Consider the following 14,142-nt stretch of genomic DNA (forward strand, 5'->3'; position numbering starts at 1 on the left):
TCATCATTCATATGGTTTCATAGATCTCTTATTCTAAGGAGTGTGTCAGATGGCAACGACAATCGCGTTAATCGGAGCGGGCGGGAAGATGGGCTGCCGGATTACGGACAACTTGAAGAACGGCGATTACGCTATGAAATACGTGGAGATCAGCGAACGCGGTCTGGAAAACCTGAGCGCCCGCGGCCTGACCGCTACGCCCCAGAACGAGGCGGTGCAGGCGGCGGACGCGGTCATTCTAGCCGTCCCCGACGTCGCCATCGGGACAGTGTCCGCTGTCGTCGTGCCGCTGATGAAAGCGGGCGCCATGCTGATCGTGCTCGATCCCGCGGCGGCCTATATGGGACATCTGCCGGAGCGGAGCGATGTGACCTATTATGTGGCTCACCCCTGTCATCCTCCCGTGTTCAACGACGAGACGGAGCCGGCCGCACGCAAGGATTACTTTGGCGGCATCCATGCCAGGCAGGCGGTCGTATGCGCGTTGATGCAGGGACCGGAGGCGCATTATGCGCTTGGCGAAGGCATCGTCCGCGACATGTACGCGCCGATTCTGCGCGTGCACCGCATCAACGTGGAGCAGATGGCGATGCTCGAGCCGACGATGGCGGAGACGATCGGCGCCGCAGCCGCGATGTTTTTGCGTCAGGCGATGGACGAGGCGGTTCGTCGCGGGGTGCCGCAGGAGGCGGCGCGGGACTTTATGCTCGGCCATATCCAGATCGAGCTGGCGATCGCCTTCGGCGAAGCGGGCAACCCCTTCTCCGACGCTTGCCTTGTCGCGATGGAATACGGACGCCGTTATTGGCTCAAGGACGGCTGGGAGCGCCTGTTCGAGCCGGAGCAGGTGCGCGAGCAGATCGACGTGATGCTGCACCCGGAAAAGCTGGACGCGATCGCTGGGCAGCATTGAGAGGAGCGCGATGTCGATGTGGAAGGTCGGATTGATCGGCACCGGGTACTGGTCCGTGAATCATCTTGCGGCGTGGCGGCGGATTCCCGGCGTAGAGATCGCAGCCTTATGCAACAGGGGCCGGGGGAAATTGGAGCAGCGGGGAGCGGAATTCGGCGTTCCGGCTTCATCCTTGTATACGAGTCTGGACGACTTTTTCGCCCGCGACGACGTGAATATCGTGGACATTGTCACCGGTCCGGAGACGCATCTCGAGCTCGTTACGCGCGCCGCGCGCGCGGGCAAGCATATCATGTGCCAGAAGCCGTTCGCGTCCACCCCGGAGGAAGCCGAGGAAATGGTACGGATCGCCGCGGAATGCGGCATCCGGCTGATGGTGACCGAGAACTGGCGATGGCTGCAGCCGAATCAGATCATCAAGCGGGCGCTCGATGAAGGGACGATCGGCCGGCCCCAGGTCGGCAGGTATATCCATACGGACTACTACACGTCCCGGATGGCGCCAGGGGTTCCGCTGCCACAGCCCTTTTTTCGCGAAATGCCCAGGTTGCTCTTCTACGAGATGGGCGCGCACTGGTTCGACACCCTCCGTTTCTTCTTCGGCGATCCGAGTCGGTTGTACGCGGAGACGCTTCGGATCAGCCCGCATATCGCCGGCGAAGATTCGGGCATCGTGACGCTCGGCTACGACGACGCTTACGTCGTCATGGACATGAGCTGGGCGACCCGGCGGGAGCTGGACGGACCGCCCGCGGAGCAGGTACTGGCCGAGCATCGCGAGCAGATCGTCATCGAAGGCGAGCGCGGGACGATGAAGCTTTATGTCGATGGCAAAATCGCCCTGATCGACCAGCGCGGCGCGGAGACGATCGTGGCCGAGCGGACGGAGCTTGACCATGCGGAGAGCCACTTCAGGCTCCAATCGCATTTTATCGACCGGCTCAACGACGGACATCCCTTCCAGACGAGCGGCGAGGACAACCTGAAGACGCTGAATCTGATATTCGCCGTGTATCGGAGCGCGGAGCGGCACGAAGTCGTTCACGATCCGGCGGCAGGGGCGCGGTTGGGGCAGGCATAGCGGCAAGGTATGCCGCTATTGCGCCTGGGGCCGCGAATTGGGCGGGCATAGCGGCAAAGCATGCCGCTATCGCGCCTGGGGCCGCGGCTTGGGCGGGCATAGCGGCAAGGCGTGCCGCTATTGCGCCTAGGGCTGCGGCATGGGCGGGCATAGCGGCAAAGCATGCCGCTATTTCTCCTGGGGCCGCGGTTTGGGCGGGCATAGCGGCAAAGCATGCCGCTATTGCGCCTAGGGCTGCGACTTGGGCCGGCATAGCGGCAAAGCATGCCGCTATTTCTCCTGGGGCCGCGGCTTGGGCGGGCATAGCGGCAAAGCATGCCGCTATTGCGCCTAGGGCTGCGACTTGGGCCGGCATAGCGGCAAGGCGTGCCGTTATCGCGCCTGGGGCTGCGACTTGGGCGGGCATAGCGGCAAAGCGTGCCGCTATCGCGCCTGGGGCAATCTTTTGGACCTCGCTCTTCGCGGCATTGTAAGCCTCGCGGGCCGAACCTGGAAGGGGACCGAACCCGACCCGGATGTTAAAATAGGGTTGCAATAAGATCACGCATAAGGGCGGTTGATTTTCAGTGACCGATTCAAACGTACAAAAGCCGGCCGAGTTGATGAAGGAACGTGCCTACAGGCAAATTCACGAGGCCATTTTAAATGAACTGTTTCCGCCGGGCGCCTTTTTGTCGGAGCGCAAGCTGATCGATTTTCTCGGCATGAGCAAGACGCCGATCAAGTCGGCGCTCGACCGTCTGGAGGCCGAAGGCTTCGTGCAGGTGTCGCCCAAGCAGGGCATCCTCGTCAAGGATCTGGCGATCGACAAGGTCCGTGATATTTTTGAATTGCGGATGGTGCTCGAGCTGTATATATGCGAACAGCTGGCCGGACGCCTCAAACCGCAGGAGGCCGCCCTGCTCGAGCAAAATCTCGAGCTGCAGAAGCGGACGGCCGACGAAGAAGACGAGACCGGCTTCACCCGGGCGGACTCTGAATTTCACCTGCTCCTGAGCCGATTGTCAGGCAACGAAGAGATTCATGCGGTGATGACGATGTATCAGGCGCATCTGTACCGCTTCGCGCTTCGCATTATTCGCCGGGTGCCGAACCGGATGCAGGCCGCTTATCAGGACCACCTGGATATTTATCGCGCGCTGGCCGGCGGGGACGCCGATCAGTGCAGGCGGCTGATTCAGGAACATCTGGCGTTCGGCAAAGGCGTATTGACCAACTAAAAAGGAACCTTGCTGCGTAAGCGGCATGTCGGGGAGGATGTTAACGGATGAGCACGGCAATGCAAGCGCTGCGAGTCGGCGACAACGGACGTATTTTAACGACGGAAGACGGTAAGCCCTTCTTTTGGCTGGGGGATACCGCCTGGGAGCTGTTCCACAAGCTGAACCTGGAGGAAGCGGAGCTGTATCTGCGCACTAGAGCCGCACAGTCGTACAATGTGGTGCAGGCCGTCGCGCTGGCCGAGTTCGAAGGCGTCACGACGAGCAACGCATACGGGCGCAAGCCATTGACGTTCCTAGGCGACGGCGCTGCCGATCCTTCGCAGCCGGACACGGCAGGCGAATATTCCTATTGGGACCATGTCGATGCCGTCGTCCGTCTGGCTGCGGAGCTGGGCATCTATATCGCGCTGCTGCCGACCTGGGGGGACAAGTTCAATCAGATGTGGGGCAAGGGGCCGGATATTTTCACGCCGGACAATGCCTATGCTTACGGACGCTGGCTCGGCGACCGGTACAAGGACGAGCCGAATATCGTATGGGTGCTCGGCGGCGACCGTCCGCTGTATGCAAGACGTCATTTTGAAATCGTAAACCGGATGGCTCAGGGCTTGACCGAAGGGGACGAGGGGCGTCATCTTCGCACCTTCCATCCGAACGGGGGCATCTCGTCTTCGCTGCATCTCCATGACGAACCATGGCTCGACTTCAATATGATCCAGTCCTCGCATGATATCGGGGAACGCACGAATTACAAGCTCGTACAAGCCGATTACGCCAAGCTTCCCGTAAAGCCGACGTTCGATGCGGAGCCCTGCTATGAAGACATCCCGCGCAGCTACAACGCCGACAACGGGTACTTCGACGAGGCGGACGTGCGAAAAGCTGCCTATTACGCCGTATTCGCAGGCGGCTTCGGCCATACGTACGGCCATCATTCCGTCTGGTCGATGAGCGACGGCGCCTACGCCTCCGTCGAATTCGACGCGCCCGGCGCGTTTTTCATCATGAGCTGGCAGGAAGCGCTCCATCGTCCCGGCGCCGAGCAGATGCGGCATCTGCGCAAGCTGATGGAGTCGCGGGATCTCGTATCGCGTGTACCGAATCAATCGCTCATCGCGGACAATTACACGGGTTCCAATTATATGACGGCTACGAGCGGCCCCGGTTACGGATTGATCTACTGTCCGAACGGACTGCCCGTCCGAGCGGTGCTGTCGCAGATCCCCGGCCGGCACGTAAAGGCGTCCTGGTATTGCCCGCGTACGGGTAACGCCACCTTCATTGGAGAATACGACAAAGAAGACGTATTGAGCTTCACGCCGCCTTCCCGCGGAAGAGGAAACGACTGGATACTATGTCTGGATCATGAATGAGACATTTGAAACCATTGACTTCCTCCATGGCCTGATGCAGACTATATGAACATCTGACAAAAGAGGTTCATATTTTAATGCCCTTATTCCGCAACTGGCTTCAAATCATGATGCTCGCGTTGCCGTCGCTGTTCGCTTTCGCCACGCAGACGGTTACCGGCACAGTCAACCTCATTATGGTCGGTCATCTGGGCGTCGTCGTCATCGCCGTCGTCGGCGTCTCCAACATTATCATGTACAACGTGTTCGCGCTGTTCTCCGGCATCGGGCATACGGTCAATTATCTCGTCGCGCAAAATTACGGGGCGGGGGAGATGCGCAAGGGGATCGGCCGGACTTATCTGGCGTTGATCGCAAGCGCCTGCATCGGCGCGCTTATCGTACTCGCGGGATGGCTGGCCAGCGAGGGCGTACTCGCGCTCACCGGCGGCTCCGACAACGTCGTGGCAACGGGGGCCGACTATCTCGAGCTGCGTTTCTACGCGATGGCGTTCGGCATCGTCAGCTTCGTGTTCCACGGCTTCTTCCGCGGCGTCGGCAATACCCGCGTCTCGATGATCGTGGCGATCGTCTCCAATCTGATCATGATCGGCTTGACTTACGGCTTCGTCAATGGCACGCTCGGCTTGCCGGAACTTGGCGTCAAGGGCGCCGGTTGGGCGATTCTCATCGGGGAAGCGATCCAGCTCCTGCTGTGCCTGATCGTTTTCTACGGCCCGATGCATCGCAAGTTCGCGACGCGTGCCGTACCGAAGCCCGACTGGCGGGAGCTGCGGCTCGTCGCCCAGGAGAGCGGCAAGCTCGGTCTGATGGAATTTTCGATGAGCGTGTCGATGTACATCTTCACGATGTTCGTCGCCCGGCTCGGGGATGCTGCGCTCGCGGCCAACGAGGTGGCGCTGAACATCATGTCGTTCGGCTTCATGCCGGCGTTCGCCTTCGGATCGACGGCGACGATCCTCGTCGGTCAGGAGATCGGGCGCGGCAAGCCGCTGCTCGCGCGGAGGGCGGGGACGGATACGGCCGTGATGGGGAGCGTGTTCCTGCTGCTGCTTGGTACGGCAGAACTGATCTGGGCGGTTCCGATCGCGCGGATGTTCAGCCACGATCCGCTCGTGTACGAGACGGCGGCGCATCTCATCCAGGTATCGGCCTATTTGCAGATCTTCGACGGACTGTACAATTTCTATGCGGGCGGTCTGCGCGGCATCGGAGATACGACGTTCCTGATGCGGGCGTCGCTCGCGCTCAGCTTCTTGCTGTTCGTGCCGCTCACGTACCTGCTCGTCCAAGTCGCGGACTGGGGCAGCATGGGCGCGTGGCTTGCGCTGTATACGTTCCTGACCGTCCTCGGCACGACCGTAGCCGTACGTTATTACAGGACGGACTGGCACGCGGTCCGGCTCAAGGAAGCGCACGGCTAGCGTCACGATTCACATAAAAAAGCACCGTTCCTAAACAAGATCTTCGAGATCTTCGTTGGAAACGGTGCTTTTTTATCAGCCGTTGATGACCGTGCCGCCGTTCACGTGCAGCACCTGCCCCGTCACGTACGAGGAGTCCTCGCAAGCGAGGTAGACATACGCCGGCGCGAGCTCGTCCGGCTGTCCCGGACGCTTCATCGGGCTGTCGGTACCGAACTGCGCTACCTTCTGTTCGTCAAAAGTCGAAGGGATGAGCGGCGTCCAGATCGGGCCCGGCGCGACGGCATTGACGCGGATGCCCTTGTCGACGACGTTGCCCGACAGCGAACGGGTGAAGGCGACGATCGCGCCCTTGGTCGAGCTGTAATCGAGCAGCTCCGGGCTGCCGCGGTAGGCGGTAATCGACGTCGTGTTGATGATCGTAGCGCCTTTCTTCAGATGCGGCATCGCTGCCTGCGTCAGGTAGAACATGCCGAAGACGTTCGTGCGGAACGTTTTTTCCAGCTGCTCCGGCGTGATGTCCTCGATCGTCTTCTGCGGATGCTGCTCGGCCGCGTTGTTCACGAGTACGTCCAGCTTGCCGAGCTGGGAAACCGTCTGTTCGACCGCTTGCCTGCAAAAAGCCGGGTCGCCCACATCGCCGTCCAATATGATGCACTTCCGGCCCTCGGACTCAACCTGGCGCTGCGTCTCGCGCGCGTCGGTGTATTCGCTGAGGTAGAGGATCGCGACATCGGCGCCCTCCTTGGCGAAGGTGATCGCGACGGAACGGCCGATTCCGCTGTCGCCGCCCGTAATAAGCGCCACCGTCCCGAGCAGCTTGCCGGCGGCTTTGTATGTCGGAGATTCGACCTCGGGGGCCGGATACATATCGCTCTGAATGCCAGGTTGTTGATCCTGATGCTGCGGCGGGACATGGGACGGACGCGCAGGCGTCTCGGTCGGGCTCGTCGTCTGGTTGGTTGGCGTCATGGCCTATCACTCCTTCAATAGTGTTCTAGGAGTAAGTTAAACCAAACGCCGCCGTTCTACGCACGATTCTCCGAATTTGGCGCGAACTTACAGGTTTTTACGCGTCGAACTCCGTCGGCTTGCCGCCGTCGCAAATGTACTGGCGATTTCCGCATGTCAGATCACTTTTGTCCAGGATTTGAATCGGAATGTGCATTTTCAAACGATAAAAGCGGATCTATAATCATATCCGCGCAAGGCAGGAAGCTGACCAGGGAAAGGGGAGTTGCAGGGTGAATGCCATTTTCGAAAGGTTTCCTTACCGGGTTCCGGCGAGCAAACGCGTCCGCGTCATCGTGAACACCGATGCCGCGAATGAGGCCGACGACCAATTTGCGATCGTACAGGCGCTGCTGACGCCCAAACTGGACATTCGCGGCTTTGTGGCGACGCATTTCGGCGCGCAACGGACGGAGACGTCGATGGAGCAGTCGTTCGACGAGATCGAGCGAATTCTGGCGTTGATGGAAATGAGCGGGGATTACCCGGTGTACCGGGGATCCGCCGGACGGCTGAACGACGAAGCCCCGATCGTCAACGAAGGCGCGCAGTTCATCATCGACGAAGCGATGCGCGACGATGCGGAAGAGCCGCTGTTCGCGATCTTCCTCGGCGCGATTACCGATCTCGCGGCGGCCTACAAGGCCAAGCCGGAGATCGCCGGAAGGCTGACCGCCGTATGGATCGGTGGCGCTTATCCGGACGGCGGGGAGGAGTTCAATCTCGGCAACGACATCGCCGCGGCCGACATTGTGTTCGGATCCGATATCCCGCTATGGCAGGTTCCGAGGGACGTCTATAAAATGCCGCGCGTCTCGCTGGCAGAGCTTGCCGTCAAAGTGAGGCCGTGGGGGACAATCGGCGAGTACCTGTTCAGACAGCTGGAACAATTCAATCTGTTGCCCACCCATTCGCCGCGCTGGCCGCCGGGGGAGTCGTGGAATATGGGCGATTCGCCGGCGGTCTCCCTGCTGATCGACGACCAGAATTTCGATTGCGAGCTCCGGCACGCGCCGGAGATCGGCGCGGATATGGGCTATGTCCATTCCGGGGCGCGCAGGCAAATCCGGGTGTACAAAAGCGTCGATTCCCGGTTTATTTTGGAGGATCTGTACGCCAAGCTTCAGCTTTTTCACGAACTGCAAGGTTTTCATTTCTGATATTCGCGCGGCGTCATGCCGGTCGCCTGCTTGAAGATGCGGCTGAAATAAAACGGATCGGCGTATCCGACCTGCTCGCCGACCGCCTTGACGGGCAGGTCCTTGCGCTGCTTGAGCAGTCGCTTCGCTTCATTGATCCGAAGCGTGGCGATGTACTTAGAAGGCGCTTCGCCGACGTGCTTCAGAAAAACTTTGCTTAAATAAGCGGACGAGAAGCTGAACTGCTTCGAGAGCTGCTCCAGGCTGATCTCCTCGTGAAAATGCTCCCGTAAATATTGCTGAATGCGCTGCACGGTCTTTTCGATGTCATTGACTTCGACGATGGGTTCTCTCGACAGCTGCGCCCGGACGTCGTCCAGTACGTCCGCCAGGTCCTGCTGCTTGAACGGCTTGAGCAGATAGTGCTTGACGTTAAACTTCATCGCCTGCCGGGCATATTCAAAATCGGCGTATCCGCTGGCGATGACGATCGCGGTGCGCGGATAGTAGTTGTGCACTTCTTCGATCAGCTTCAGGCCGTCCATCACGGGCATGCGAATGTCCGTGACCAGCACTTGCGGCTGCAGCCGCCTGACGAGCTCCAAAGCTTCCTCGCCGTGCGTGGCTTCGCCGACGACGGAGAAGCTTTGGCGGCTTTGCTCGATTTTGCGGATCAGGCCGCTGCGGATCAAATCCTCGTCCTCGGCGACTACCATTGAATACTGAATGTCCTGCATGCCGATCACTCCTTGTGCAGCAGCCCTCCGATGCGTACGGACGCACCGCCCTCCGGAAGGTTGCGGATTTCGAAGATTCTGTTTTCGCCGTAAATGAGCTTCAATCTTAAATAAATGTTGAGCAGCCCCATGCCGTTCAGCTCGAGCGCAGGGAGGTTGCTTGACGTCTCCAGCGAGGCCAGTCGCTCTTGAAGCTGCGCGAGCTTGTCCGGCTCGAAGCCGCTGCCGTAATCCCTCACTTCGATCTGCCAGTTGGCCGCGGATAAAGTGCCGATAATATCGATCCGCCAGGGCGGCGCTTGGGACATGCCGAATTTGATGCTGTTTTCGGCGAGCGGCTGTACGACCAGCTTGGGCACCGTCTGCGCGAGCATCTCCTCGGGCACCGCAACCCGGTAAGTCAATTTGTCTCCGAACCGCACTTTGTTGATTTCCAAATAATTCACCGTGTGCGTCAGCTCGTCCCGCAGCGGTGCCTGCCGTTCCTTCGAGGTGATGTAGCGCAAGCCGTCCGACATATGCTCGATCATCGCGATCAGCGGTTCGTTCATGCGCTGTTCGGCCATTTCCTGAAGGTTGGTCAGCGTGTTGTACAGGTAATGCGGATTCATCTGCGTCTGCAGGGCGTTGAGCTGCGATTGCAGGCTTTGCGCCTCGGCCAGCAGCAGGTGGTCCAGCGACTGCTTCAGCCGCTCGCTCATGCGCTGGAACGCGTCGTGCAGTTCGTCCAGCTCGATGAAGCCGCTTTTCATTTTTTGCTGGGCGATAATGTTGGACCCGATATGCTCGAACGAAAAGTTGCGCACCGCGCGCCGGATCCGGTAGATCGGGAACGTGATCTTGTTGGCCGCATAGAAGGAGAGGCCGATGCCGAGCGCAAGCAGCACGAAGGCGGTTCCGAACAGCTGAAACGTAAATTTTTTGAGCGGCCTGAACAGGTCTCTCTCGGAAGTCGTCAAAATCGTGTACCAGCCCGTCGAAGCCGAATAGTGCAGCGAAAGCAGCTGCTTCTCGCCCGTGACCGGATCTTTGAACGGAAAGCTGCGGTAAGCGTCGGCGTCCTTGTCCAACGGGGCGATCAGGCTGCTAAAAGCTTCGCTGCGCTTGTCGTCGTGCTCAAACGGATAGAGGGTCCCGCCGTCCCGATTCAGCACGTAAATATGGCCGCGATACGGATTGTTGCTTTCGAAGTCGGCGGCGCTTGCAAGCACGCGGTAGGCGTATTGCTTGACTTCGATGGCCCCGATCGGCACGTTGTACTCGTCGTACAGCAGCCGGTAAAGCGAGATGGAATACCTCCCGGCCGCGGAAGAATAATACTTGGAAAGCTGCAGATCCAGCTTCGGATCAGAGACGAGCTTGCCGGGCTGCTGCTGCAGCAGCTGATCGATAAACGGCGTGTCCTCCTTTTTATAGACATGCTCCCGGTTGTCGAAGCCGGTTCCGTAATAACGGCCGTTAAAAGAATACAAATAAATTTGCTCGACGAGCCGGGAAGGCCCGATAATGGCGGTCAACGCATCCGTGAGCACCTTGGCGTCGTCGTTCTGCCGAATGCGCTCCTGCTGCTCGGCGGAAGCCGAGCCGTAATCGGACGACGGCGCCCCCTTGGACGCGTCTTCCCCGTCCGTACTGTCCGTTTCTTGCCCGCTGCCGTCGGACATATAGCTGGCAAATCGCGACTTGACCAGATTGGAGTACATCACGTTCAGCGAAACCCCGTTTAGCTGCTCGATCTGCTGAACGAGCTGGTCCTGGATCGAGACGCCGAAGCTCTCCAGCGTGCTCATGGCCTGTCCCCGGAGTTGACGGGTCGACCAGGCATTGAAAAAGAGAACGAATATCGCGAATACGATCAGGATAATGGAGGAATAAGTCAGGAACAAAGCCGTTTTCATACTTTTGAACATGATCTCGTACTCCCCGATGCCAAACTGGACGAAACGCAATTAAATTATAGCGCAACCTTATGGGAATGTAAGCGGTTAAATTCAGACAAGTTTTGGACCGATTATTCTATGGAGGAAAAAATTCAGCCCATTATACTGAAACTATCATCCTTCGATGAACCAGCCGTAAACGAACAGGGGGACTATTCGAATGAAAAAGTGGACGATAACCTTGCTTTCCTTATCCGTCGCGATGTCGGTCGCACTGGCCGGTTGCGGAGGCAATAACGCCAAGGAAACGGGCGACGGCAGCGCTTCTTCGTCTGACGGAGCGAGCGGAGCCTCCGAGCAGGGGGGCGGCCAAAAGAACGTGACGCTGACCTATATGGCGAGCCAGGGTTGGATCAAGGATTCGGAAATGGAGCTGGCGAAAAAGTTCGAAGAGGAAACGGGCATCAAGATCGATTATCAGATCGTGCCTTCCGACCAATATTTTAACGTGCTGAAAACGAAGCTGAACGCCGGCGAAGGCCCGGACATTTTCGGCGGACAAAGCGGTTATAGCGAGATCACGATGAACTACAACGTCGAAAAAAACGCCGTCGACCTTAGCGACCAGGAATGGGTGAAACGCGAAGATCCTTTGTCCGTCGAGCAGCTAACCGCAAACGGCAAAGTGTATGCGCTTACGATCTGGGACACGTACAGCAGCTTCGTGGTCGCGTATAACAAAAAGCTGTTCAATAAGCTCGGGCTGGAAATTCCAAAATCGTACGAGGAGTTCAAAAACGCGGCATTGAAGATCCAGAAAGACGGCGTCACGCCGATTTACGAGCCGATCGCCGACGGATGGCACCATGTGCTCTGGTTCGCAGAGCCAGGACCGAACTACGACAAGCTCGAGCCGAATCTGTACGACGATCTGAACCAGAACAAAAAGAAATTCGTGGATAGCAAGGCGATGCTGGATTCCATGACGCAGCTGAAAGAAATGTATGACCTGGGCTTCTTCGGCGACAACACGCTTTCCGACACCGGCTCCGACACGGTCGCCAAGCTGGGCAGCGGCGAATTCGGGATGAGCCTGGTGGCGCAGAGCGTAGCGACGGAGCTGGCGGGACAATATCCGGAATATAAAGTCGAGGACATCGGGTTCTTCCCGATCCCGCTGACGGACAACCAGATTTACTACATCAATCCGGGCGGCCCGAGCAAGTTTATTTATTCCGGCTCGAAGCACATCGACGAGGCGAAGCGGTACTTCGACTTCCTGACGAAGCAGGAAAACCTGCAGTTCATGCTCGACAACGATCCGACGATCTCCAATTTGAACTTCCCGGATCTGAAGAACAAATATACATCGGAGCAGCAAAAGCTGTTCAGCAGCTATCCGGAGCGCGGAACAGACATTCAAGACTACGTCAACTACGTAAACCCGCAATGGATGGACATCGGAAAAGATATCGTCTCGATGCTGTCGGGCGCCATTCAGCCGATCGACGTGTTGAAAAGCATCGACCAGCGCCGCGCGGACATGGCCAAGGTGGCCAAGGATCCGAACTGGAAATAATTGACGGACCGGCAGGGATCGGGGTTGGCAACGGCTGCGGAAACGGCCGTTGCCAATCTTTCTTACAAGGGAAGTGAGGGGAATCGCGATGAATCGCGCCATGTATCCGTTTTATTTCGGCATTGCGGCCTTGGTCGTCTACTCGGTGTTTTTCGTCGTGCCGGGTCTTATGGGCATTTACTACTCGTTTACCGACTGGAACAGCTACTCGGACGAGATTCATTACATCGGCTTCGACAATCTGGCGAAAATCTTCTCCGGAGACGCGAAGTATATCAGCTACATCGAAAATACGCTCGTGTTCACGGTCAGCACGGTCGTGCTCAAGACGGCGCTCGGCTTGCTCTTCGCGATCATGCTGAACGACGGCATCCGGGCGAAGGGGCTTCACCGCGTCATGCTGTTCATGCCCTCCATCCTTCCGATGCTCGTCGTCGGCCTGATTTTCAAATCGATTTTAAATCCCGCCACGGGGCTGTTGAACGAATCGCTGCGGGCGATCGGACTCGATTTTATGGCGCAGAAGTGGCTGACCGACCTGAGCTGGGCTTTCAAATCGATCATTGCCGTCGACGTCTGGAAGGGCGTCGGCTACATTATGATCATTTTGCTGGCCGGCCTGCAATCGATCGACAAAACCTATTACGAGGCCGCCGCCATCGACGGCGCGAACTTCTGGCAGAAGCTGCGGCGCATTACGATTCCGCTCCTCGTTCCGGCGCTTGTCGTTACGACCGTGCTGAACTTGCTGCACGGCCTTAAGGTGTTCGAAGCGGTCTACGTATTGACGAACGGAGGGCCAGGCTATGCGACGGACGTCATGTATACGGCGATTTTCAAAGAGTTTTCCAACGGCAACTACGGCATGGGCACTGCGCTGTCCTCCGTCCTGTTCGTCGTCATGACGGCGCTCGGCTACTTCGTCGTACGCCTGATGTCGAGGGAGGGGGACGAACGATGATGAACAGGGCCCTATTGCCCGGGCTGCGCAATGCGCTTGCCTGGATCCTGAGCGCGATGATGTTTATTCCGCTGTTGCTCGTCGCGGTCAACTCCATGAAGACGAAGGCCGAAGCGAACGGCATGAATATGTCGCTGCCGAAGGCGTTGCAGTGGTCGAACTATTCGGTCGTCATCAAGGACGGGAAACTGATCCAATCGTTCTTCAACAGTCTGCTGTACGCCTGCGGGGCGACCGTCGGCAGCATCCTGCTCGCTTCGCTGGCTGCCTACGTCCTGTCGCGCAACCGTACGAGGCTGAACAAGGCGACATACTTTTATTTGATCATGGGCATCGCGATGCCGACCAACTTCGTCACCTTGATGAAGGTGATGCAGTGGACGCATCTGGTCAATACGCAGATCGGCATCATTCTTATGCTCGCGGCGTCCAGCATTCCGTTCAGCGTGTTTCTGATCTACGGCTTCGTCGGCGGCGTCCCCCGCGAGCTGGACGAAGCGGGAATCGTCGACGGCTGCTCGCCGATCCGCCTGTTCCTCACGGTCGTTCTGCCGCTGCTGACGCCGGTGCTGGTGACGGTGGCGATTTTGAACTTTATGGGGACGTGGAGCGACTTTATCCATCCGCTGTACTTTTTGAACCATTCGGAAAAATGGCCGATGACGCTGGCGGTATACAATTTCTTCGGCCGCTTCCAGGTCAATTGGAACCTCGTGTCGGCGGACATCGTGCTGACGACGCTGCCGGTCATCGTCATTTATTTGCTCGGCCAACGGTTCATCATCTCCGGCATGACGGCCGGTTCGGTCAAAGGTTGAATC

General features: G+C 58.4%; 12 protein-coding genes. 9 read left to right on the forward strand and 3 right to left on the reverse strand.

Features of this window, described 5'->3' with window-relative positions; all coding sequences use genetic code 11:
- The first annotated feature begins 49 nt into the window (after positions 1-49).
- The 5 genes from KB449_RS06975 (at position 50) to KB449_RS06995 (ending at position 6,014) form a co-directional block, all read left to right on the forward strand.
- A complete protein-coding gene (locus tag KB449_RS06975; RefSeq protein ID WP_282907687.1) occupies positions 50-913 on the forward strand; it encodes a phosphogluconate dehydrogenase C-terminal domain-containing protein in 864 nt (287 codons plus the stop codon).
- Between the two features lie 16 nt (positions 914-929).
- Complete coding sequence (locus KB449_RS06980; protein WP_282907688.1) at positions 930-1,994, forward strand: Gfo/Idh/MocA family protein; 1,065 nt, start codon at positions 930-932, stop codon at positions 1,992-1,994.
- 566 nt (positions 1,995-2,560) lie between these two features.
- Positions 2,561-3,214 (forward strand): GntR family transcriptional regulator, encoded by a 654-nt coding sequence (locus KB449_RS06985; protein ID WP_282907689.1) that lies wholly within the window; start codon positions 2,561-2,563, stop codon positions 3,212-3,214.
- Between the two features lie 47 nt (positions 3,215-3,261).
- The gene (locus KB449_RS06990; RefSeq protein ID WP_282907690.1) at positions 3,262-4,590 is read left to right on the forward strand and encodes a glycoside hydrolase family 140 protein; all 1,329 of its coding nucleotides are present in this window, start codon (positions 3,262-3,264) and stop codon (positions 4,588-4,590) included.
- A 77-nt stretch (positions 4,591-4,667) separates the two neighbouring features.
- A complete protein-coding gene (locus tag KB449_RS06995) occupies positions 4,668-6,014 on the forward strand; it encodes an MATE family efflux transporter (protein ID WP_282907691.1) in 1,347 nt (448 codons plus the stop codon).
- Positions 6,015-6,089: 75 nt separating this feature from the next.
- Here the strand turns inward: KB449_RS06995 and KB449_RS07000 are convergent, their stop codons facing one another.
- Entirely contained in the window at positions 6,090-6,986 is an 897-nt protein-coding gene (locus KB449_RS07000) for an SDR family oxidoreductase (protein ID WP_282907692.1), read from the reverse strand.
- A 272-nt stretch (positions 6,987-7,258) separates the two neighbouring features.
- Between KB449_RS07000 and KB449_RS07005 the strand changes: the two genes are divergently transcribed.
- Entirely contained in the window at positions 7,259-8,185 is a 927-nt protein-coding gene (locus KB449_RS07005) for a nucleoside hydrolase (protein WP_282907693.1), read from the forward strand.
- On the opposite strand, the gene KB449_RS07010 is transcribed toward KB449_RS07005, so the two are convergent.
- Entirely contained in the window at positions 8,176-8,901 is a 726-nt protein-coding gene (locus KB449_RS07010) for a response regulator transcription factor (protein ID WP_282907694.1), read from the reverse strand. The two genes, KB449_RS07005 and KB449_RS07010, sit on opposite strands and share 10 nt — an antisense overlap.
- A 5-nt stretch (positions 8,902-8,906) precedes the next feature.
- Positions 8,907-10,811 carry a sensor histidine kinase gene (locus KB449_RS07015; protein WP_282907695.1) on the reverse strand — a complete coding sequence of 635 codons (1,905 nt, stop codon included), beginning with the start codon at positions 10,809-10,811 and terminating at the stop codon, positions 8,907-8,909.
- 190 nt (positions 10,812-11,001) lie between these two features.
- Between KB449_RS07015 and KB449_RS07020 the strand changes: the two genes are divergently transcribed.
- From KB449_RS07020 to KB449_RS07030, 3 genes are all read left to right on the forward strand, one after another.
- Positions 11,002-12,360, forward strand: a complete 1,359-nt coding sequence (locus KB449_RS07020; RefSeq protein WP_282907696.1) for an ABC transporter substrate-binding protein — start codon at positions 11,002-11,004, stop codon at positions 12,358-12,360.
- 88 nt (positions 12,361-12,448) lie between these two features.
- Positions 12,449-13,321: a carbohydrate ABC transporter permease gene (locus KB449_RS07025; RefSeq protein WP_282907697.1), complete on the forward strand. Its 873-nt coding sequence runs from the start codon at positions 12,449-12,451 to the stop codon at positions 13,319-13,321.
- Positions 13,318-14,139 carry a carbohydrate ABC transporter permease gene (locus KB449_RS07030; protein WP_282907698.1) on the forward strand — a complete coding sequence of 274 codons (822 nt, stop codon included), beginning with the start codon at positions 13,318-13,320 and terminating at the stop codon, positions 14,137-14,139. The genes KB449_RS07025 and KB449_RS07030 overlap by 4 nt, the downstream gene beginning before the upstream one ends.
- The last annotated feature ends 3 nt before the right edge of the window (positions 14,140-14,142 follow it).

The sequence above is a fragment of the Cohnella hashimotonis genome (genome assembly GCF_030014955.1).
Classification (GTDB): domain Bacteria; phylum Bacillota; class Bacilli; order Paenibacillales; family Paenibacillaceae; genus Cohnella; species Cohnella hashimotonis.